Origin of the sequence: Nonomuraea mangrovi, assembly GCF_042681425.1 — a bacterium.
Taxonomy (GTDB): Bacteria; Actinomycetota; Actinomycetes; order Streptosporangiales; family Streptosporangiaceae; genus Nonomuraea; species Nonomuraea mangrovi.
This window is the reverse complement of record NZ_JBHUFV010000033.1, coordinates 755,893-775,716: the sequence shown is the minus strand read 5'-3', so window position 1 is coordinate 775,716 and position 19,824 is coordinate 755,893. Positions and strand designations below refer to the sequence as shown.

20 protein-coding genes are annotated in these 19,824 nt (G+C 70.4%); 8 read left to right on the top strand and 12 right to left on the bottom strand.

Annotated features, from left to right (window positions below):
- Positions 1 to 13: 13 nt before the first annotated feature.
- Genes ACFSKW_RS22035 through ACFSKW_RS22000 form a run of 8 tightly spaced genes read right to left on the bottom strand, consistent with a single transcriptional unit; the run spans position 14 to position 8,682 of the window.
- Positions 14 to 1,918: a sensor histidine kinase gene (locus ACFSKW_RS22035; RefSeq protein WP_379574198.1), complete on the bottom strand. Its 1,905-nt coding sequence runs from the start codon at positions 1,916 to 1,918 to the stop codon at positions 14 to 16.
- Positions 1,919 to 1,921: 3 nt separating this feature from the next.
- A complete protein-coding gene (locus ACFSKW_RS22030; RefSeq protein ID WP_379574197.1) occupies positions 1,922 to 3,160 on the bottom strand; it encodes an amidohydrolase family protein in 1,239 nt (412 codons plus the stop codon).
- On the bottom strand, positions 3,157 to 3,978 hold the full coding sequence (locus ACFSKW_RS22025; RefSeq protein WP_379574196.1) for an energy-coupling factor transporter transmembrane component T family protein: 822 nt from the start codon (positions 3,976 to 3,978) through the stop codon (positions 3,157 to 3,159). Before ACFSKW_RS22025 ends, ACFSKW_RS22030 begins: the two co-directional genes overlap by 4 nt.
- A gap of 3 nt (positions 3,979 to 3,981) precedes the next feature.
- Positions 3,982 to 4,551, bottom strand: coding sequence for an ECF transporter S component (locus ACFSKW_RS22020; RefSeq protein WP_379574195.1), 570 nt, complete (start codon positions 4,549 to 4,551; stop codon positions 3,982 to 3,984).
- 15 nt (positions 4,552 to 4,566) lie between these two features.
- Positions 4,567 to 6,171 carry an ABC transporter ATP-binding protein gene (locus ACFSKW_RS22015; protein WP_379574193.1) on the bottom strand — a complete coding sequence of 535 codons (1,605 nt, stop codon included), beginning with the start codon at positions 6,169 to 6,171 and terminating at the stop codon, positions 4,567 to 4,569.
- Positions 6,168 to 7,268 carry an adenosylhomocysteinase gene (locus ACFSKW_RS22010; RefSeq protein WP_379574192.1) on the bottom strand — a complete coding sequence of 367 codons (1,101 nt, stop codon included), beginning with the start codon at positions 7,266 to 7,268 and terminating at the stop codon, positions 6,168 to 6,170. Before ACFSKW_RS22010 ends, ACFSKW_RS22015 begins: the two co-directional genes overlap by 4 nt.
- Entirely contained in the window at positions 7,262 to 7,567 is a 306-nt protein-coding gene (locus ACFSKW_RS22005) for a Rossmann-fold NAD(P)-binding domain-containing protein (RefSeq protein ID WP_379574191.1), read from the bottom strand. Before ACFSKW_RS22005 ends, ACFSKW_RS22010 begins: the two co-directional genes overlap by 7 nt.
- Positions 7,568 to 7,608: 41 nt before the next feature.
- Complete coding sequence (locus tag ACFSKW_RS22000; protein ID WP_379574190.1) at positions 7,609 to 8,682, bottom strand: calcium:cation antiporter; 1,074 nt, start codon at positions 8,680 to 8,682, stop codon at positions 7,609 to 7,611.
- 65 nt (positions 8,683 to 8,747) lie between these two features.
- Here ACFSKW_RS22000 and ACFSKW_RS21995 point away from each other — a divergent pair, with 65 nt between their 5' ends.
- Entirely contained in the window at positions 8,748 to 9,347 is a 600-nt protein-coding gene (locus ACFSKW_RS21995; protein WP_379574189.1) for a TetR/AcrR family transcriptional regulator, read from the top strand.
- Between the two features lie 15 nt (positions 9,348 to 9,362).
- Here ACFSKW_RS21995 and ACFSKW_RS21990 read toward each other — a convergent pair whose 3' ends face one another.
- Complete coding sequence (locus tag ACFSKW_RS21990; protein WP_379574188.1) at positions 9,363 to 9,839, bottom strand: putative periplasmic lipoprotein; 477 nt, start codon at positions 9,837 to 9,839, stop codon at positions 9,363 to 9,365.
- A gap of 122 nt (positions 9,840 to 9,961) precedes the next feature.
- On the opposite strand from ACFSKW_RS21990, the gene ACFSKW_RS21985 reads away from it, so the two are divergent.
- The 4 genes from ACFSKW_RS21985 to ACFSKW_RS21970 all read left to right on the top strand — a co-directional run bounded on the left by ACFSKW_RS21985 (position 9,962) and on the right by ACFSKW_RS21970 (position 13,414).
- Complete coding sequence (locus tag ACFSKW_RS21985) at positions 9,962 to 11,308, top strand: TrkH family potassium uptake protein (protein WP_379574187.1); 1,347 nt, start codon at positions 9,962 to 9,964, stop codon at positions 11,306 to 11,308.
- A 1-nt stretch (position 11,309) separates the two neighbouring features.
- Positions 11,310 to 11,963 carry a potassium channel family protein gene (locus ACFSKW_RS21980; protein ID WP_379574186.1) on the top strand — a complete coding sequence of 218 codons (654 nt, stop codon included), beginning with the start codon at positions 11,310 to 11,312 and terminating at the stop codon, positions 11,961 to 11,963.
- 216 nt (positions 11,964 to 12,179) lie between these two features.
- Positions 12,180 to 12,566, top strand: a complete 387-nt coding sequence (locus ACFSKW_RS21975; protein WP_379574185.1) for a hypothetical protein — start codon at positions 12,180 to 12,182, stop codon at positions 12,564 to 12,566.
- Complete coding sequence (locus ACFSKW_RS21970; protein ID WP_379574184.1) at positions 12,551 to 13,414, top strand: hypothetical protein; 864 nt, start codon at positions 12,551 to 12,553, stop codon at positions 13,412 to 13,414. The genes ACFSKW_RS21975 and ACFSKW_RS21970 overlap by 16 nt, the downstream gene beginning before the upstream one ends.
- On the opposite strand, the gene ACFSKW_RS21965 is transcribed toward ACFSKW_RS21970, so the two are convergent.
- Complete coding sequence (locus ACFSKW_RS21965; RefSeq protein ID WP_379574183.1) at positions 13,310 to 13,696, bottom strand: thiol-disulfide oxidoreductase DCC family protein; 387 nt, start codon at positions 13,694 to 13,696, stop codon at positions 13,310 to 13,312. The genes ACFSKW_RS21970 and ACFSKW_RS21965 overlap by 105 nt on opposite strands.
- Before the next feature lie 10 nt (positions 13,697 to 13,706).
- Positions 13,707 to 15,368, bottom strand: a complete 1,662-nt coding sequence (gene lysS, locus ACFSKW_RS21960) for a lysine--tRNA ligase (protein ID WP_379574182.1) — start codon at positions 15,366 to 15,368, stop codon at positions 13,707 to 13,709.
- A 55-nt stretch (positions 15,369 to 15,423) separates the two neighbouring features.
- Between lysS and ACFSKW_RS21955 the strand changes: the two genes are divergently transcribed.
- The 3 genes from ACFSKW_RS21955 to ACFSKW_RS21945 all read left to right on the top strand — a co-directional run bounded on the left by ACFSKW_RS21955 (position 15,424) and on the right by ACFSKW_RS21945 (position 16,778).
- Complete coding sequence (locus tag ACFSKW_RS21955; RefSeq protein ID WP_379574181.1) at positions 15,424 to 15,720, top strand: hypothetical protein; 297 nt, start codon at positions 15,424 to 15,426, stop codon at positions 15,718 to 15,720.
- Between the two features lie 63 nt (positions 15,721 to 15,783).
- Positions 15,784 to 16,131, top strand: a complete 348-nt coding sequence (locus ACFSKW_RS21950; protein ID WP_379574180.1) for a nuclear transport factor 2 family protein — start codon at positions 15,784 to 15,786, stop codon at positions 16,129 to 16,131.
- The gene (locus ACFSKW_RS21945) at positions 16,128 to 16,778 is read left to right on the top strand and encodes an HAD family hydrolase (protein WP_379574179.1); all 651 of its coding nucleotides are present in this window, start codon (positions 16,128 to 16,130) and stop codon (positions 16,776 to 16,778) included. The genes ACFSKW_RS21950 and ACFSKW_RS21945 overlap by 4 nt, the downstream gene beginning before the upstream one ends.
- Positions 16,779 to 16,883: 105 nt before the next feature.
- Here ACFSKW_RS21945 and ACFSKW_RS21940 read toward each other — a convergent pair whose 3' ends face one another.
- Positions 16,884 to 19,814: an AAA family ATPase gene (locus tag ACFSKW_RS21940; protein WP_379574178.1), complete on the bottom strand. Its 2,931-nt coding sequence runs from the start codon at positions 19,812 to 19,814 to the stop codon at positions 16,884 to 16,886.
- Between the last annotated feature and the right edge of the window lie 10 nt (positions 19,815 to 19,824).

Below are 19,824 nucleotides of genomic sequence, written 5' to 3'. Positions count from 1 at the left end.
TGTGAACGGCGTGTTAATCGGTGTGGGTGTGAGCAAGGTCACCCGAGGGGTCGGTCATGAGGGTACTGGGGATGAGGACGATGGCCGTCGTGCCGCCGTAGGCCGAGCGTTGCAGGGTGACCTTGATGCGGTGCCGTACGGCCAGCCGCCCGACGACGAACAGGCCGAGCCGGTCGCTGTCGGCCAGGTCGAACTCGGGCGGGTCGGCCAGGCGGCGGTTGAGCTCGTCGCGTTCCGCGTCCGGCATGCCGAGGCCGCGGTCCTCGATCTCGACGGCGAAGCCGCGTCCCACGAGTTCGCCGCTGATGTTGACCTGGGTGTTGGGCGGGGAGAAGACGGTCGCGTTCTCGACGAGCTCGGCCAGCAGGTGGATCACGTCGGCGGCGGCTCCGCCGGTGAGCGTGGCCTCGGGCATGGGCTGGACGTTGACGCGCAGGTAGTCCTCGACCTCGGCGACCGCGCCGCGTACGACGTCGAGCATCTGGACGGGACGGCGCCACTGGCGTCCCGCGGGCGCGCCGGACAGAATGACCAGGCCCTCGGCCTGGCGCCGCATGCGGGTGGTGAGGTGGTCCAGGCGGAACAGGTCGCTGAGCTGGTCGGGTTCGGCGGTCTTGCGCTGCATGGCGTCCAGCTGGCCGAGCTGGCGGTGGACGAGCGACTGGTTGCGCCTGGCCAGGTTACGGAAGACGCGGTTGAGCCCCTGGCGCAGTTCGGCCTGCCCGACCGCGGCCCTGACGGCGGTACGGCGCACGCTCTCGAACGCGTTGGCCAGGTCGCGCACTTCCTGGGTGGGGGTGGTGACGGCGATCGGCGAGGAGGTGTCGGCCTCGGCGGTCTGCCCGCTGCGCAGCCGTTCGACCAGTTGCGGGAGCCTCACCTCGGCCACGTCGGTGGCGGCGCCGCGCAGGCCGTCGAGCTCCTCGACCAGGCCTCGGCCGAGCCGTACCGACCAGATGACGGCGACGAGGATGGCGGTGAGGCCGAGCCCGCCGACGACGACGATCCTGGTGATGATGGCGCCCGCGGTGTCGTCCGACCTGCCGGTCAGCAGCTGGATGCGGGAGTCGAGCAGCTGGTCGAGCGCGGGTCCCAGGCGGGTGACGACCTCCTGCCAGGCGGCGGTGTCGCGGGGCAGCCTGGCCTCCTCGACGATCTCGTGTTCGAGCGCGCCCAGTCGTGTGTTGTCGGCGCCGTCGACCAGCCGCTCGAAGGGGGCGCGCAGCTCCGTGTCGAGCATGGCGACGCCCTCGCCCATCAGGAGCTGCCTGTTGGGCGCGAGGACCTCGATGGCCTCGTACTCCTCGTGGCCGAGCCTGCCGGACATCACCGCGCCGGAGATCAGCGCGTCCTCGCGCGAGATCAGGTCGCGGGCGTGGGCGATGCGCTGCAGGCCGATCGCCTGCTGGTAGAGCTGGACCCGGGGGACGGTGATCAGCTGGTCGTACAGGCGGAAGACGCTGTCGGTGATGGCGCCGTAGGCCTGGACGGTCTCCAGCCTGTCCGACTGCTTGCCGTCCACCTTCTCGCGGAGTCTGGACAGGCCCTTGGTGCGGTCGAGGACGGCGTCGATGGCGACGCGCATCTCCTGCGTGGTCACCGTCGAGGCGCGCTCGCCGGTGGCCGTGCGCCTGAACTGCTCGACGGCCTGGTCGGTGACGCGGCGCGCGTTGGCGAGCCGCAGCGCGTCCGGCTGCCCCGAGCTCAGGAAGACGGCGGAATCCCTGCGTTCCTTCTGGAGCGAGGAGACGAGCCCTCCTGCCGGGTCGCCGATCTCCTCGAAGACGGCCGTCGCGGTGGAAAGCTCGAAGAAGTCGCCGAGCACGTGCCCCGCCACGAACGTCCATAGGCCGATGAGCGCCACGATCGGCAGGCTGAGCAGCGAGTACAGCTTGAAACGGAGACTCTGGGAGGGCATGGGTCAAGTCATTTCGGTCAGGGGTGAACCGCCTACCACGGTCGCGACGCAGCGGCCTGCGCCGTGCTCGGTGAGGGTCCTGTAGGGGTTCGCGGTCGAAGGGTCGAGGTCGAACACCGCGAAGTCGGCGCGGTGTCCTGGGGTGAGGGCGCCGATCTCGTGCTCCAGCCCCATCGCGCGCGCGCCGCCGATGGTGGCCGCCTCTGTGAGGCGCTGGTCGAGATCGTCGTCCCGATAGCCCTGCCGTACGGCGAGCTCGCGGAGAGCGGCGACGTCGGCCAGCAGGTCGAGCGAGGGTGAGGACGAGAGGGAGTCCGTGCCGACGGCGATGGGGTTGCCTTCGCGCAGCAGCGCGGCCACGTCAGGCCCTGGCAGGCCGAGCACGTGGTTGGAGCGGGGGCAGAGTGCGACGGCGGTGCCGCGCTCGCGCAGCAGCGCCCGGTCCTCGGCTGTGAGGTCGACGCCGTGGGCGACGTGGCAGCCGGGGCCGAGCAGGCCGGTGGAGTCGAGGTAGGCGGCGGGTGCCAGGCCGGAGCCGCCGTCACGCAGGATGGCGAAGTCGAGGCCGAGCTTGGTGATGTACTGCTCGAGGGCCCCGGTGCCGTGGACGGTGAACTCCCGCTCGTGCGCCGACTCGGCCAGGTGGATGTGGATCCGCAGGTCCCGCTGCCGGGCCAGGGCTCCGAGGTCGGCCAGCACCCCCGTGTCGAGGGAGTAGGGGGCGTGCGGCGAGATGGCGTCGGCCTTGGCCAGCAGGTCGAGGAAGCGTTCGCGTCCGCCGTCGCGCCAGGTCGCGTCGTTGTCGCCGATCGCCTCCAGGTAGCGCAGGCCGCCGAGCGGGGTGTCGACGAGCGCCTCCACGTCGGTGACGATGTCGGCGGCGGCGGTGGTGCCGGTGCGCAGGCACTGCCACGCGCCGTCGATCGCTCCGGCGGCCCAGTCCCACACGCCATGCCTGAAGGCGGGGTTCCAGCTGCCGTGCTCGCCACCGAAGTAGGCGCGGTCGAAGGCGGCGGCCCATTCCTCGAAGGAGGCGTAGAGGTGGGCGCCGACTTCGGCCATGCACGTGTACTGCAGGTGGGTGTGCGCGTTGACCAGCCCGGCGACGATGATCCCCTCGTGGTGGACCGCTCCCCTGCCGGTGTCGATCGCCTCGATCCTGCCGTCGCGCACCGCGATCCTGCCGTCGCGCACGGGCGGACCGTCGACGGGTATGACGAGCGGGGCGCTGAAGGTGGTCACGGCACCCATACGACGTCGTTCCCGAAGATCTTGTAGCTCAGCAGGGCGACGGTGAGCGCGGCGAAGGCGGCCAGGAGCAGGTGGTCGGTTCGGTCGAAGGCCAGTTCGCGCATCCAGGTGCGGTGCTTGGCACCGAATCCGCGCAGGTCCATGGCGTTGGAGGTGTCCTCTGCGTCGATGAGGGAGTTGACGGTGAGCGGGATGACGATGGGTTTGAGCGACTTCAGGCGCTTGATCGGGTTGTTGGTGCGGGGATGGTTGTACCCGCGTACCCGCTGGGCGTCGATGATCTCCTGCATGCCGGCCGCCGTGGAGGGCAGGAAGCGGAAGGTCAGGTCCACGCCGAACGCCAGCCGCTGCGACACCTTCAGCCTGGCGAAGGTGACGCCGAGATCCCCCGGCGCGATGCAGAAGGCGACGGGAAAGCCCATCATGGCCAGCGACACGAACCGGATGAGCAGCGTTCCCGAGTATGACAGCGTGGCGGCGGTGACCGCGTTGCCGGTGATCGGCATCGTGAACAGGGTCGGGGCCTCCGTGGTCGTCTCGATCTGCAGGGCGTCGGTGAACACGCTGTTGACCAGCACGGTGATCGTCATCAGCGTCAGCACGAACGCCCAGTTGGCCCTGACCGCCCGCCACGGGATGCCCGCGGACAGGTAGTAGGTCAGGGCCACCAGGCCGCACAGCAGCATGACCCGCAGGTCGTCGAGGCGCGCCACTGCCACGAGATAGCACACCGGGACCAGCAGGAGCACGCGCGGATCACGGCGGCCGAGGAAGGAGTCCCCTCCCAGGTAACGTGGCGTGACGTCCATCGGCTACCTGCCGATGCGCTTGGAGATCGGTTCCCAGACCGCATCGAGCGCGGGCGTGAGAATGAGAGCGACGAGCGTGTTGCTGAGCAGCAGCGGACCGAACGCGACGCTCGCCCAGGTCGCGAAGTTCATGTCCTGCAGCCACATGTCGGTGAAGGTCGTGGCGAAGGCGATCAGCATGGCGATCCAGGTGATCACGCCGACGGCGACCAGGCGCACGGCCTCCTTCTGCAGGCGGGAGGCGACGAGGGCGAACAGGATCCCGGCGAGCAGTCCGGTCAGGGCGTTGGCGAGGCTCCAGTTCCAGTAGGTGAGCGCGCCGTAGCCCTTGATCTGGTCGATGACCATGTTGCCGACCAGCCCGACGAAGAACCCGGCGATCGGGCCGAACCGCATGCCGAAGAACGGCACGAGCGCGAAGGCGGGCCTGATGTCGACGTTCTGGGTGCCGGGGATGGTGAAGCTGATCAGGCCGAGGACCGCGTAGAGGGCGGCGCCGACGGCCGCGAACACGACGACTCTGGAGTTGATCTCCCACAGGGGAGCCCTTGGTGACACTGACTCAGTACTCATGGGGGGTGGTCCTTCCTATTGGGGGGTAAGGCGCGCTAATTGGAAGGGGTGCGGGATGGTTCCCGTTCCGGGGAGACGGTCGCGGACGGCTCGGACCAGGCTGGTGGCTCGCAGGCCCGATGCGGCCCACAGCTCCTCGCGGTGGGCCAGCTCGGCGGGGGACGCGTCCGCGACGATCCGCCCCCCGTCGACGATCACGATCCGGTCGGCCGAGGTGAGCGCCAGATCGACGTCGTGGGTGATGAAGTAGACGCTGCGCAGCCCGCCGAGCACCCGTTCCATGAACGTCGTGGTGGTGTGCAGGTCCTGTCCGGCGGTCGGCTCGTCCAGGATGAGCGTCTCGGGGCGCATGGCCAGGGCGAGCGCGACGGTGAGGCGGCGCTGCTGGCCGTGGGAGAGGGTGTGCGGCGAGCGCTTCATGATGTCGGGCTCGTGGTTCAGGAGCATGGTGGCCAGCGCCTCTTCGGAGACCTCGGCGATCTGGCCGGCCGTCCATCCCAGGTTGCGGGGGCCGAAGGCGAGTTCCTCGGCGACGGTGGCGGAGAACAGCGCCTGGCTCGGGTTCTGGAACACGTAGCCGAAGGTGGTGGCCAGGCTCAGCGTCGAACGGCGGTCGATGGGCTCGCCGTCGACGCGCACCTCGCCGGTGGAGGGCTCGACCAGCCGTACGGCGGCGCGCAGCAGCGTGGACTTGCCCGCGCCGTTGCGGCCGAGCACCGCGACCCTCTCGGTCGCGCCGAGCGCCAGGTCGACCTCGCGCAGGACGGGCCGCTCGCCGTACCCGAGCGTGACCCGGCGGTAGTGCAGCCTGGTCGGTTCATGGGTGACCGTGGCGGCGGGCGGTACGGCGGGCACGTCGGGCAGCTCGTCCGCCCTGGCCACCAGCGCCTCGAAGGGCAGTTTGACGTGCGCGACGGGCGCCGCGCGCAGGAAGCCCGGCACGTCGCCGGTGTAGCGGGGCCTGCCGTCCTCCAGGTAGAGCACCTGGGTGGGGCCGAACTCCAGCAGTTCCTCCACGCGGTGCTCGACGACCACGGCCGCACCGCCGCCGTGGACGAACCCGCGCAGCTCCGTCAGCAGGCGGCGGCCGGCGGCGGGGTCGAGGTTGGCCAGCGGCTCGTCGACCACGACCACGCGTGGCCGCATGACCAGCACGCCGGCGAAGGCGACCATCTGCAGCTCGCCGCCGCTCAGCTCGTGGGTCGAGCGCCTGAGAAGGTGGGTGATGCCGACCCTGGCGGCGACCTCCTCGATGCGGGCGAGGATCTCGGCCCTGGGCAGGCCCAGGTTCTCGGGGCCGAAGGCGAGTTCGGTGAAGACGGTCGCGCCGACGATCTGCTTGTGCGGGTCCTGCAGCAGGGTGCCGACGATCGTGGACAGGCGTCTGATCGTCTGGCCGGCCACGGGTTCGCCGCCGACGTTCACCTGGCCGGTGACCTCGGCTCGGTAGGAGTGCGGGACCAGGCCGTTGACCATGCGCAGCAGTGTGCTCTTGCCGCACCCTGAGGGGCCGCTGACCAGGGCGAAGTCGCCCGGACCCACCTGGAGGGAGACGTCGCTGAGCACCTGCCTGCCCGTGGTGCGGTAGCGGACGGAGGCGTCGCGGATGTCGATGATCACTGGTCGAGCTCCAGTCCGAGCGCGTCGAGCTTCAGTCTGGCGACCCGCTCGTCGAGGTGGTCGGGCAGCGGGTGCAGCCCTGGCGGCAGGTCGTGGGCGAGCAGGTGTCCGACCGCGAGGGCCTGCAGAGACAGCGACAGGTCCATGATCTCGATCGGGTTTCCCTCGGCCGCGGCGCAGTTGACGCACTCGCCGTCGGCGAGCAGCCGGTACTTTCCCGCGACTCCAGGCTCGACCTCGCCCTGGACGCCTCCCGCGACGGCGACGACGGCGCCGTCCTTGAGCGCTTCCAGGTGCGGCCGCCTGATCGTGTACGGCTCGCCGGTCGCGGAGAACAGCAGGTCGGCCTCCGGGCACGCGTCGACGAGCCGCCGCACCTCGTAGCCGTCGTGGAAGGCACGCAGCGCGGCGAGGGCGCCCACCTCGCTCACGATCACCCGGGCCCCCAGCGCGGCCGCGTAGCGGGCGACGCCCTGGCCGACGTGGCCGTAGCCGGCGACCGCGACCGTCGCGCCGTCGAGGTCGAGCCCGGTCAGGTCGAGCGCGGCCATCACGCACGACTGTCCCGTGCCGTGGACGTTGTCGAAGAGGTACTTGGAGCGGGCGTCGTTGACGGCGATGACGGGGATGCGCAGGGCCGTCCGCCGCAGCGCGCGCAGGCCGCTGGTGGTCTCCTCGGCCGCGCCCTTCAGCGTGCCGAGCCTGTCCTCGGCGTGGGCCAGCCTGATGACCCGCGAGCCGTCGTCGACGAGCACGTCGAGCCGCTGGGCGAGCATGCGCCGCGCCAGGTCGTCGTCCTGGGCGCGGTCGGCGTCGGAGCGTGCCAGCACGGCGACGCCCTCGTGGACGAGCGCGGCGGCCACGTCGTCCATGGTCTCCCTGCCGGGGCAGGTGACGATCACCTCGGCCCCCGCGTCCCTGAGCGTCAGGGCCAGGTTGGCCGTCTTGGGCTCCAGGACCAGCACCAGGCCGACCCTGACGCCGTCGAGGGACAGCCCGGAGCGCAGCGCCGCCATGACCGGCATGAACCGGCGCGCCCATGCGATCTTCTCCAACCCCTCGGACCAGCGCTCAGGGTGTCTGATGTCGGTCAGCACGTCAGATCCACCACGAACAGCCGTCCCTGCGCGAGGACGCCTTCGCGCAGGCGCTCGCCGTGACCGGGCCGCGTGGTCGCGAGGATCGCGCCAGGCCGCAGCGCCTCGCGGTCGACGTCGTCGCCGATCACGAGGTCGGCCTCGGCGAGCGGGGCGCCCGGGTGGGCGCCCATGGCGCGCAGGCGGGAGGTCAGTCCTGGCACGTCGCCCACGACCGCTACACGCTTGCCCGCCATGAGGAGGTTCGTGCGCCGCAGGATGGTCTGAATGACGACCTGGGCGCCTGGAAGCGGGGTCAATGATCTCCGTCCGAAATCGCAGAATCCGATTAAAAAGGAGATCAGGGGCTGACGGCAAGGAAGAGGAAAGCCCCGAAAAGCACCAGATGGACGGTTCCCTGCATGAGTGTCGCTCTTCCCGGAGCGACGGTCAGAGTTGTTATCACCACCGTCAGTGCGAGCAGCACCATCTGGAGCGGTCCAAGGCCGAGCGCGAGACTGGTGCCGCTCAGCATCGACACGACCGCGATCGAGGGAATGGTCAGGCCGATGCTCGCCAGCGCCGAGCCGAGCGCGAGGTTGAAGCTGTTCTGCACCCTGTTGCGGGCGGCGGCGCGCACCGCCGCCGCCGTCTCCGGCAGCAGCACCAGCAGCGCGATCGTCACACCGACGGTGGTGCGCGGCGCGCCGATCGCCCTGATGCTCGCCTCGATGGCGGGCGAGGCGGTCTTGGCCAGGCCCACGACGCTGACCAGGCAGAGCACCAGCAGGCCGAGGCTGGTCATGGCGGTCCGCAGGGCCGGCGGGTCGGCGTGCTCCTCGGAAGGGCCCCTCTCGCTGTCGGCCCGCACCGGCAGGAAGTAGTCGCGGTGGCGAACGGTCTGCATGAAGACGAAGACGCCGTAGAGGGTGAGGGAGGCGATTCCGGCGAAGGCCAGTTGCGCGGTCGAGTAGGTCGGGCCGGGCGTAGCGACCGTGAAGTTGGGCAGGACCAGCGCGAGCGTGGCCACCGCGCTCAGCGTCGCGAGCGCGGCGGTGACGCCGTCGACCCTGAACTCCAGCACGCGGTGCTTGAGCGCGCCGACCAACAGGCACAGGCCCATCACGCCGTTACAGACGATCATGAAGGCGGAGAAGACCGTGTCGCGCGCCAGCGACTCCGAACCCTCACCCTTCGCGCTCATCAGCATCACGATCAGGCCGACCTCGATGACGGTGACGGCGACGGCCAGGATCAGCGTCCCGAAGGGCTCTCCCACCCGGTGGGCGACGATCTCCGCGTGATGCACGGCGGCTATGACGGCGCCGACCAGGGCCAGCGCGACGACCGCGACCAGGAGACCACCGGTCGAGCGACCCCAGGTGAGAGCGAGCACGAGAAGGGCGACGATGGGCACGATAACGGTCCAACGCATCTTCATATGGATCACCCTATCGGGTTTCTTGACGGAGTGAGTACTCACTCCGTACCGTGATCCGCATGACGACGACAGAGCAACCCAGGCGCCGGGCACCCGGCATGAGCCCCGATCAGCGGCGCGCGATGATCATCGGGGCGGCGCTCCCCCTGGTCGCCGAGTACGGCACCGCCGTGACCACCAGCCAGATCGCCCGAGCGGCCGGCATCGGCGAGGCGACCATCTTCCGCGTCTTCTCCGACAAGGAGGAGCTGCTCGACGCGTGCATGGCCGAGGCGCTGCGCCCCGATCACGCGGTCGAGCAGATCGCCTCCATCCCGATGGACCAGCCGCTCGCCGACCGCCTGGCCGAGGCCGCCGACGCGCTCGGCGGCCACCTCGAGCGCATCGGCGCCGTGGCGGGCGCGCTGATGGCGTCGGGCCACCACCGGCGCGACCCCGCCCCCGCTCCTCCCAGGAGGCGCGGCCCTTCCACGGACCTCATCAGGGCCACCGCCGACCTGTTCGAGCCGGAGGCCGCGTCACTGCGGGCACCCGCGGAACAGATCGCCGCGCTCTTCCTCGACCTGCGCTTCAGCAAGGCGCGCCAGGACGAAGGCCTCTCAACCGCCGACCTCGTCCAGATCTTCCTGTACGGCGCGCTGCGAGAAGAGCCCGCCTGACCCGCCACCACGAGGTCACCTCACCTCGCTGACCTCGCCCGAGCCCGAGACGGCGATCGATGCCTGCGGACCGCCCTCGCCACAGTCCGGCCCGTTGGGGAAGGCGCCCTTGGGCGTGACGGTCAGCTCCCGCTCCACGACGGCCTCGCCCGTCGGCCCCGTCAGCCGCAACGTCGCCCGCACGCGCGCCTTGGGCAGCCCGGCCACGTCCACGAAGCCCTGTTTACCGCCCGTGGGCTCGACCTCCGCCGTGCAGGCCTCGCCCTCGCAGGTCTGCCGTGCGACGCCGCCGGCCGGGTGAAGCTCCACCTTGGCCGTACGGCAGGAGCCGTCCCAGCACGCCGTCAGCTCGGCCGCCGACACCCTGCCGGCGAGCGGCGCGTCGACGCGCACCGCGATCCCGACAGGGGTGCCGATCAGCGTGCACGCCCGTTCGGCCGCGCAGCCGGACAGCGCGAACAGGACACCCATCGCCGCGACCAGATTCCTCATGCCCCTGCAAACGTGTGCCGCGCGCTCCGGGTTCACCCCGGACTCGCCATCCCGTTCTCACCCGATACGGTCTGGGTCGTGACATTCGTGACGGTGCCGTCCGGCAAGGTGGAGTGCGTGAGATGAGAGGCTCGACCGCACTCGAACGGTTCCAGAGCCCGACGCAGGTGATCGCGACCGCGTTCGGGCTGGCCGTCCTGGCTGGGACGCTGTTACTGCGGCTGCCCGCGGCCACGACCACGGGCGAGTCGGCCGGATGGGTCGTCGCGCTGTTCACCGCCACGTCGGCGGTGACGGTGACCGGCATGGCGACCGTCGACACCGACGGCCACTGGTCGGTGATGGGCGAGATCGTGATCGCCGCGCTGATCCAGGTCGGCGGGCTCGGCATCATGACGCTCGCCACCATGTTCACGGTCCTGGTGTCGGGACGACTGGGTCTGCGCGCCCGCATGCTGGCGCAGGCGGAGTCGAAGGCGCTCGGCACCGCCGACATGCGCAGGGTCGCGCGCAAGGTGCTGTACTTCAGCCTCAGCTGCGAGGCGATCATCGCCGTCATCCTGACCCTGCGCTTCCTCATCGGGTACGGCGAGCCGCCCGGCAAGGCGATCTACCTGGGCGTCTTCCACGCCATCTCCTCCTTCAACGACGCCGGGTTCGCCCTGTGGAGCGACGGCCTGATGCGCTTCGTGGGCGACCCGTGGATCTGCCTGACGATCGCCGTCGCCGTGATCGTCGGCGGGCTCGGCTATCCGGTCGTGTTCGAGCTGTTCCGCGCCTGGCGGCATCCGGCCAAGTGGACCGTCCTCACCAAGATCACGGTCTGGATGACCCTCGCCCTGCTGACCGTGGGCACGCTGGCCTTCCTGGTGGCCGAGTGGACCAACCCGCGCACCCTCGGCGCTCTCGACGACCCCGGCAAGCTGCTGGCCGCCTTCTTCGCCAGCGTCATGCCGCGCTCGGCCGGCTTCAACACCCTCGACATCTCCCAGATGCACCCGTCGAGCTGGCTGGTCACCGACGTGCTGATGTTCATCGGCGGCGGCAGCGCCGGCACGGCCGGCGGGATCAAGGTGACCACGTTCGGGCTGCTGGCCTTCGTGATCTGGGCCGAGCTGCGCGGCGAGCCCAGGGTCAACATCGGCCACCGCCGCCTGCCCGAGTCCGCGCAGCGGCAGGCCGTCGCGATCAGCCTGATGGCCGTCGCGTTCGTGGCCGTCTCCACCTACATCCTGCTCGTGATCACGCCGCACAGCCTCGACAGGGTGCTGTTCGAGGTGATCGCCGCCTTCGGCACGGCGGGCCTGTCCACCGGCATCACCTCCGACCTGCCGCCTGCCGGGCATCTGCTGCTCGTCCTGCTGATGTTCGTGGGCCGGATCGGGCCGCTCACGCTGGGCTCCGCGCTCGCGCTGAAAGAACGCTCCACCCGCTACGAACTACCTGAGGAACGGGTCATAGTTGGTTGACATGAGAAACGACCCCGTGGTCGTGATCGGGCTTGGCAGGTTCGGTACCGCGCTCGCCCTGGAGCTGACCAGGCGCGGCACCGAGGTGCTGGCCATCGACAGCCGTCCCAAGGTGGTGCAGGCGCTGTCGGGCCAGATCACCCAGATCGCCATCGCCGACTCCACCGACTCCGAGGCGCTCACCCAGCTCGGCGTTCCCGACTTCTACCGCGCGGTGGTGGCGATCGGCAACGACCTCGAGGCCAGCATCCTGACCACGTCCCTGCTGGTCGACATGGCGGTCGAGGACATCTGGGCCAAGGCCGTGAGCAGGCAGCACGGCCAGATCCTCACCAGGATCGGGGCCCACCACGTGGTGCTGCCCGAGCACGACATGGGCGAGCGGGTGGCGCATCTGGTCAGCGGCCGGATGCTCGACTACATGCAGGTGGACGAAGGTTTCGCGCTGGCCAAGACGCGGCCGCCGAAGGAGTACGTGGGGGTGCGGCTCGGTTCGTCGGGGTTGCGCAAGAAGTTCGGGGTGACGGTGGTGGCGGTCAAGAGCCCCGGCGAGGAGTTCACCTACGCGACCGCGGAGACCGAGCTCTCCTACGGCGACGTCATCCTGGTCTCCGGCAGGACCGAGAACGTGGAGCGCTTCGCGGAGCTGCCGTGAATCGGCGCGACCGCCGAGGTCAGCGAAACGCATCGGTGGGGCGGACCACCTCGGCGCGGGGCCGGCCTGCCGTACCGGAAGGTGAGCCTGTGGTGGCGATACGGGATCAAGGTCCGGAATATCATGATCACTGAGGACATGATCTGCTAGCTTGCTCGCATGCGGGGAGGCTTGACAAAGCTGGGCAAAGTATGGCGGTTAGGAGCGGCGGGGGCCGTGCTCGCCGCCCTGGGGTACGGCACGGTGCTGGGCGACGACGACCTGTTCCCTTTCGGGCCGATGGTGCAGTACGCGTTCAGCATCCCGCCCGACGGTGAGATCAAGTCCCTCCACCTGCAGGCGGTGACCGTCGCGGGGGCCAAGGTCGAGATCCCGATCGAGCCCTACTACGTCGGCATCCGCCGGGCCGAACTCGAAGGCCAGCTGACCAGCTATCTCGCCAGGCCCGAACTGTTACAGAGCCTGGCGGACGCTCACAAGCGGATCCGCCCCGCCGACCCGCGGCTCGCCAAGCTCATCGTGGTCACCAGAGTGATCACGCTCAGGGACCGCCGTCCCGCGTGGACCAAGGACGTGGAGAGGGTGTCATGGGTGGTGCGCTAGAGCGCTGGTGGTTCGCGCCCGTCCCCGCCCGGCGCGTGCGGGTCCTGTCGGTGATCGTCTACCTGTTCCTCCCGCTGGACATGCTGCTGTTCACCGGCAGCGTCTGGGGTCACGCCGAGAACTCGGCCGGGTACCGGCCCGTCCTGGTCGCCCGCCTGCTGCACCTGCCGGGCGCGAGCCCCGCGCTGGTCTACACGCTGTTCGCGGTGGTGGTCGGGGCGGCGCTGGTGGCGGCATGGGGAAGGCTGCCACGCGCGGCGGGCTACCTCGTCGCGACCGGCTATCTGTACTGGGCGCTGCTGGCGATGTCGTACGGCAAGGTCGACCACGACCACCTCGCGCTGGTCGTCGCCCTGTTCGTGCTGCCGACCGCCGCCCGCGCGGGCGAGGAGGCGGCCGGGTGGGCGATGAGATGCGTCCAGATCGCCGTCGTCGCCGCCTACTTCCTGTCGGCGTACGCCAAGATCAGGCACGGCGGCTGGGAATGGCCCAACGGCGCCACCTTCCAGTGGGCGATCTCCAGACGCGGCACGTTCTTCGGCGAGTTCGTCGCCTCCGTGCCCGGCGCGCTGCTGATCGGGCAGTGGACCGTGCTGCTGGCCGAGACGGCCTCGCCCGTGCTGCTGTTCCTGCGCGGCAGGGCGCTCTACGCCGCGGTCGCCTTCTGGGGGCTGTTCCACCTGCTGACATGGGCGGCGATCACGATCCACTTCCTGCCGCACGTCATCTGCCTGGCGGCCTTCCTACCGCTGGAGCGGGCGACGATCCGCCGGAAGCGCGCAGGCGGGAGTGCCGCCGGGAAGCCTGCCCCTGTTGTTGGCGACGGCGCGGTAGAACCCGTGCGCTAGCCAGCGCACGGGCGGCACCCTCAGCAGGAGGCCGAGCGCCTTCCACGGCAGGCCCGCGTCGACGAGCAGCTTGGCCACGGCCTGCGCGCCGCCGAAGACGCCACCGCGCTCGTCGACCCACAGCAGCTCGTACTCGGCCCGCGCCTGCGTCACACCCAGCTCGTCCAGGTCGGCGAACTGCCAGGCGATGATCGTCGCCTTCGTGCGCAGGCGCCGCTCGACGAAGCGCACGCAGGTGGTGCAGAAGCCGCAGTCGCCGTCGAACACGAGCACAGGTCTCATGATCCTGACTCTACGCGCCCAGCAGCTTTCGAACGCGGTCGGCCCCGACGGCCAGCAGCAGCGTGGGCAGCCGGGGGCCGGTGTCACGGCCGACGAGCAGCGTGTAGAGCAGGACGAAGAACTCGCGCTGCGCGGCCTTCAGCTCCGGCGTCGCCTGAGCGTCGGCGGCCAGGCCCGCCTGCCGCTTCGGCACGCCGTACACCAGGTCCGTCAGCCCGTCGAGCGACCAGTGCTCGTCCAGCCCTTCGAGCAGCAGCCGCAGCGACTCGCGCTGCCCCTCCTCCAACCCCGCCAGCAGCTCCTCGTCGGGCTCCGACCTGACGGTGGTGCGCTGCTCGGTGGCCACCTGCGTGCTGACCCACCGCTGTGCCCTGTCCAGGCGCGGCCGCACCAGCGCGAGGTCCTTGATCGGCTCGGCGGGGTCGAGCTCGCGCAGGATCCGCAGCGTCTGCTCCTCGTCGCCGGTGGTCACGTCCGCGATCGAGGCCAGCATCCGGTACGGCACGCGCCGCTCGGTCGCCTCCAGCGGCTGCTCGGCCGTCCCCACCGCCCTGGCGTGGGCGAGCCGGTCGGCGGGCAGCGCCTGCCCGTCGGCCACCTTGCGCTCAAGAGCGTCCCACTCGTCGTACAGGCGCTGGATCTCCTGGTCGAAGGCGACCTTGAAGGACTGGGCGGGCTTGCGGCGCGCGTACATCCAGCGCAGCAGCGGCGCCTCCATGATCTCCAGGGCGTCGGCCGCGGTCGGCACGCCGCCCTTGGAGCTGCTCATCTTCGCCATGCCGCTGATGCCGACGAAGGCGTAGCGCGGGCCGATCGGCTGCGCGCCGCCGAAGATCTCGCCGACCAGGTGGCCGCCGACCTCGAAGGAGGAGCCTGGCGAGGTGTGGTCGACGCCCGAGGGCTCGAAGACGACCCCCTCGTAGGCCCAGCGCATCGGCCAGTCGACCTTCCACACCAGCTTGCCGCGGTCGTGGGTGGCCAGCCGTACGGTCTCGCCGTAACCGCACTCGCAGGTGTAGGCCAGCTCGGTCGTCTCGTCGTCGTAGCCGGTCACCGTGGTGAGGTCGCGCCCGCACAGCGCGCAGTACGGCTTGTACGGGTAGTAGCCCGCCTCCTCCTCCGCCGCGCCGGAGCCTTCGAGCGCGGCGGCCTCGTCGGCGTCCTTGGCCTTCGGCTTGGCCTTGGTGCGGTAGCGCGACAGGACGGCGTCGATGCGGTCGCGTTCGCGCATCGCGTGGAGGATCTGCTCGCGGTAGACGCCCGAGGTGTACTGCTTGGTCTGGCTGATGCCCCGGTAGGTGACGCCCAGCCTGGCCAGCGCGGAGATCATCGGGGTCTTGAAGTGCTCGGCCCAGTTGGGGTAGGCGCTGCCCGGAGGGGCGGGGACCGAGGTGAGCGGCTTGCCGATGTGCTCGGCCCACGACGGGTCGATGCCCGCGGGGACCTTTCTGAAGCGGTCGTAGTCGTCCCACGACAGCAGGTGGACGCACTCGAGGCCACGCCGCCTGATCTCGTCGGCCACCAGGTGCGGGGTCATGACCTCGCGGAGATTGCCCAGGTGGATCGGTCCAGAAGGGCTGAGACCCGAGGCGCAGACGATCGTTTTGCCGGGCGCGCGACGCTCCGACTCGGCGATGACGTCGTCCGCGAGTTGGGAGACCCAGTCGGTCATGGAATAGCCCTTCATCGAGGTGTGGCGACCCATTCTTCCGGAAGAATCGGGGGTTATGGACTGGACTGCGCTCCGTCGTCGATTCCGCGAGGCTCCGCTGCTCCCTCCGCCCGCCCCCTGGCGCCCGCTGGCGCCGATCGCGATCGGCGGTCTGACCGACGTCGGCTTCGGGTTCGCGGGCCGTGACCTGCTGTTCGTCTCCTCCAGTACCGGCAGGGGCGTCTTCGACTGCGTGAACGGCGGGCGGGTGGCGCGCGACCACGAGGAGATCCACCCCGACGATCCTCTGGTGCGTGAGGGCATCGGCCCGCTGGCGGGCATGGAGATCAGGATGGCGGGGTTAGACGCATGACGCTGGCGATCGCCTCCAGCTGCGGTCTGCGGCTCTTCACCAGGGCCGGGTAGAAAGGTGTCCATGACCGAGCTCGAGAGCTGGATGGACGCCTACCTCAGGGCGTGGGCCACCAACCGCCCCGCCGACGTCGGCGCGCTGTTCGCCGAGGACGCCGCCTACTACCCCGAACCCCACGCGCAGCCGTGGCGCGGCAGGGACGCGATCGTCAAGGAGTGGCTGGCGCGCAAGGACGAGAGCGGCCCCTCCGCCTTCGAGTACGAGCCCGTCGCCGTCACCGCCGACGTGGCCGTCGTCAAGGGCGTCACCACCTACCCCGGCACCACCTTCAGCAACCTCTGGCTGATCCGGCTGGACGGCGAGGGCCGCTGCACGGAGTTCGTCGAGTACTGGATGGAGCACCGCGCATGAGGCCTGTCATCTTCGACCTGGACGGCGTGCTCGTCGATTCGGAGCCGGTGTGGGAGGAGGTCCGCAGGGCGTTCGTCGCCGAGCACGGCGGCACGTGGCTGCCGGAGACGCAGTCGAGGCTCATGGGCATGAGCACCGGCGAGTGGGCCGCCTACCTGGCCGAGCTGGGGGTACGGCTGCCGCCCCGCGAGATCGCCTCCGGTGTCGTCGAGCGGATGGCGGAGCGGTACCGGCACGGTGTCCCGCTCATGCCCGGCGCCAAGGAGGCGGTCGCGCGCCTGGCCGAGCACCGGCGGCCGCTGGGCCTGGCCAGCTCGTCGCCGCGGGCCCTGATCGACGTGGTCCTGGACGCCACCGGCCTGGCGGCGTTCTTCACCGCGACGGTCTCCACCGAGGAGGTCGCGCGTGGCAAGCCCGCCCCCGACGGCTATCTGGAGGCCGCCGGGCGGATGGGCGTCGACCCCGGCGACTGCGTGGCCGTCGAGGACTCCAGCAACGGGCTTCGGTCGGCGGCTGCGGCGGGGATGCGGGTGATCGCCGTCCCCCATCCGGGGTACCCGCCCGCCGCCGACGCGCTCGCCCTGGCGACGGCGGTCGTGCCCGGCCTCGGCGACCTCACGCCCGGTGTGGTCGACCACGCCGCCTGACCTGGCCCGCGGGCACGGGCGTCGTTCCCTCATGGAGAGACCGTTCCCTCATGGAGAGGAAGGACAAGGAGCGGGACTCCGGACAGTCCCGCTCCTCGCGCCACTCTAGGAGCGTTCGCCGGGCCCGCGTCCGTCGTAGCCGAGCAGGCGCATCGCCGTCTCCGGGTCCATCGCCGCGGCCAGGAGCTGGGCGCGGGCGTTGGCCCTGTCGCGTTCCTGTTCGGCCCGTTTCTGCGCCGTGCGCACCGCCTTCACCGCGATGAGCGCCACGCCGATGCCGACGACCACCGCCACCACGATGATGAACAGCACGAGCAGCAGACCCGGCGACATCGCCCCGACCGCGCCGACCGCTCTGCCCGTCGCGCCCGTGGCGGCCAGCGCGCCGAACAGCGCCAGTCCCGCGAGCGTGATCAGGCTGCCGACCACCACCCACACGGTCGCGGGCGACCTGCGGGCGGGCGGCGGCTCCGCCGTACCGGACGGGTCCGCGCTGAACGGACCCCCGTCGTACAGCGGGGAGTGGGCAGGGCCGGCGGCCGGACCCTGGGCCTGGGGCGCCCACGGGACGAACTCGGGGCGCCGGTCGTCCGGCACCAGGGCGGCCCCGTGAGCTCCGTCGGCTCCGTTGCCTCCGTGGGCCTGGGCGCCGTCGGGCGTGCCGGGCGCGGCCAGCACCTGCACGTCGTAGGACGGTTCGACGAGCTCCGCCTCGACGGTCACGGGACCCGGCAGGTCGCGCTCGACCCTGCTGTGCTCGCGGTGCGCCCTGGCCGCGGCGAGGTGGTACTCCTCGATCTCCTCGACGAGGGCGTCCGACCGGTAGATCGAGCCGTCGAGCAGCGGCCCCTGCGTGCCTTCGAGCACCGCGACGACGTCCTCGCCGTTGAGGGTCTTGTGCGTCTCCAGCGCGTGTGCCAGGCACAGCACCTCGCGCCTGTGCTCGCGCAGCAGTTCCTCGGTCTGCTCCAGCAGCCTGACGAGGTTGAACTCGACCCGCTCGCTGAGGTGCTCGGGGATGACGCTCTCGGGCGGCGCGGGGTTGTGCTCCTGCGCGCCCGGCTGGCCGCGCATCGCCTTGCCCGCGTGGATGCCGAGCTCCTGCAGCGCGGGCAGGGACGCGATGCCGGTGCCCATGCCCCAGTGCGACTCCATCAGGCCGACGAGGTAGGTCGCCGACATCAGGTCTCCCGAGACGCCCGAGGAGTTGTCGTCGCCGAAGAACATCCGCTCGCCCGCCAGCGACGCGAGCGAGACCATGATGTCGGCCTCGTGCTCGGACTTCCACCGGGTGAACTGGTCCTCGGGCTTGATCGAGGCGACCATGCCCAGGTAGTCGGCGCCCTTCTCGATGGTGGCGATGTCGATCTCGAGGTGGTAGCGGGTGCGGTAGGCGATGACGGCGTGGCAGGCCTCGTGGACGGCCACCGCGTGCCGTTCGCGCTCGATGTACTCGACGTCCTCGGGCGGGCCGAGCTGCTTGAGCCGCTTGGCGCGCAGCACGTCCGACCAGGTGATGACCTCGCGCCCGTCGCGGATGGTGGTGATGAGCGCCTCGTTGACCAGGTCCTTGATCGTGGCGCCCGTGGCGTAGGGGGTGATGGTGGCCAGCTTGTCGATCTGCTCGTCGGTCAGCTCGTGCTGGACCTTGGCGAAGTAGCCCTGGTACGTGCGGACCCTGCCCGCCTTGGACGGGTAGCCGACCTTGTAGATACGGTCGATACGGCCCGGCCGCAGCAACGCGTCGTCGAGCGCGTCCGGCATGTTGGTCGCCATCATGACCAGGATGCGGTACTTCGGCGGCGGCTTGGGACGCATGCCGAGCGCGCGCCGGACGAGCCGGTTGAACAGGCCGCGCGGCTTCTTCAGGCCCGACAGCTCGGTGAGCAGCGCCTGCAGCGTGCCCATGTCGCCGCCGCCGCCGTTCATGCCGCCGCCCATGAAGAACTTGCTGCTCTCCGCGTCCGGCTGCTTGACCCTGGTGGACAGGACCGACCTCGACGACTCCGACAGGTAGCCGAAGCCGTGGCAGCCGTCGGCGCTGAAGCCCTGCCCCGGAGGGGCCTGCCCGGCCAGGCGGCCGCGGCGGCCGAGGGAGTCGGCCTCGTCGAAGAAGACGATCACGCCGCCGTAGCGGAGCGCGAGCTTGCGCAACTTCCTGAAAAGCGACTTGACCTTGAGCACGCCGATGCCCATGAACATGTTGATGAACGCGCCTGGGTCGACGAACACGTACGGCTTGCCCGTCTCACCGGCCACGGCCTCGGCCATCAGCGTCTTACCGGTTCCCGGCGGACCCCACAGCAGCAGTCCGCTGGGCACGTAGCCGCCGCGCGCCTCGATGGCGTCGGGCTGCTCGAGGAAGACGATGTTCTCCTTGACGCGCTCGACGACGTGGTCCTGGCCCCACACGTCCCTGAACCTGGTCTTGATGTCGTCGGGATAGTAGGTCTCGACGCCGCCCCTGGACAGGAACCAGAACAGTCCGACGAACTGGAAGATGACGAAGAAGAACGCGAAGGCCAGCTGGGCGACGTACGGCAGCGCCTGGAAGGCCAGCGCGGGGGCCTGGAAGAGGGCGAGGAAGGGGCTTCGGTCGAGGACCGCGCCCAGCACGAGCGCCAGCAGGGTGATCCAGAACGCGATCTTGATCACTCTGGCGAGCCTGAACCTCGTCCAGTCGCTGAACCTGCGGTGGGTCCACCGTTCGAAGCCGCCGAAGACGCTCTTGCTCCAGAAGCGGTGGTAGCCGGCCGAGCGCTCGCTGACGAAGAAGTGCAGCTGTCTGACGAACTCGGCGGCAAGCAGGTAGAAGATCCAGGGGTGGTTCTCCCCGATACGCCGTAATGCGTCGGTGAAGGGCATGATGCCCTCGTAGTCGGCCATCTCCTTCCACGCGAGCACGAGGAAGGCCAGCCCCAGGCCGATCAGGAACTTGCTGCGATCCCAGAAGGCCATTCTCTTGCGGGTCAGGGAGTCGGGATCGTTGGGGCCGCTGCCGGGAGCGCGCAGGCCCTCATGGTGGGTCGTGGTCACGTTGGCTCCC

Excerpts from the sequence above, each read along its gene's own strand:
- ACFSKW_RS21985 (WP_379574187.1), top strand. The coding sequence starts at position 9,962 with ATGAGAGGCTCGACCGCACTCGAACGGTTCCAGAGCCCGACGCAGGTG.
- ACFSKW_RS22035 (WP_379574198.1), bottom strand. The coding sequence starts at position 1,918 with ATGCCCTCCCAGAGTCTCCGTTTCAAGCTGTACTCGCTGCTCAGCCTG.
- ACFSKW_RS21955 (WP_379574181.1), top strand. The coding sequence starts at position 15,424 with ATGGACTGGACTGCGCTCCGTCGTCGATTCCGCGAGGCTCCGCTGCTC.
- ACFSKW_RS22000 (WP_379574190.1), bottom strand. The coding sequence starts at position 8,682 with ATGCGTTGGACCGTTATCGTGCCCATCGTCGCCCTTCTCGTGCTCGCT.
- ACFSKW_RS21945 (WP_379574179.1), top strand. The coding sequence starts at position 16,128 with ATGAGGCCTGTCATCTTCGACCTGGACGGCGTGCTCGTCGATTCGGAG.
- ACFSKW_RS22025 (WP_379574196.1), bottom strand. The coding sequence starts at position 3,978 with ATGGACGTCACGCCACGTTACCTGGGAGGGGACTCCTTCCTCGGCCGC.
- ACFSKW_RS21950 (WP_379574180.1), top strand. The coding sequence starts at position 15,784 with ATGACCGAGCTCGAGAGCTGGATGGACGCCTACCTCAGGGCGTGGGCC.
- ACFSKW_RS21965 (WP_379574183.1), bottom strand. The coding sequence starts at position 13,696 with ATGAGACCTGTGCTCGTGTTCGACGGCGACTGCGGCTTCTGCACCACC.
- lysS (WP_379574182.1), bottom strand. The coding sequence starts at position 15,368 with ATGACCGACTGGGTCTCCCAACTCGCGGACGACGTCATCGCCGAGTCG.
- ACFSKW_RS21990 (WP_379574188.1), bottom strand. The coding sequence starts at position 9,839 with ATGAGGAATCTGGTCGCGGCGATGGGTGTCCTGTTCGCGCTGTCCGGC.
- ACFSKW_RS22020 (WP_379574195.1), bottom strand. The coding sequence starts at position 4,551 with ATGAGTACTGAGTCAGTGTCACCAAGGGCTCCCCTGTGGGAGATCAAC.
- ACFSKW_RS21980 (WP_379574186.1), top strand. The coding sequence starts at position 11,310 with ATGAGAAACGACCCCGTGGTCGTGATCGGGCTTGGCAGGTTCGGTACC.
- ACFSKW_RS21995 (WP_379574189.1), top strand. The coding sequence starts at position 8,748 with ATGACGACGACAGAGCAACCCAGGCGCCGGGCACCCGGCATGAGCCCC.
- ACFSKW_RS21970 (WP_379574184.1), top strand. The coding sequence starts at position 12,551 with ATGGGTGGTGCGCTAGAGCGCTGGTGGTTCGCGCCCGTCCCCGCCCGG.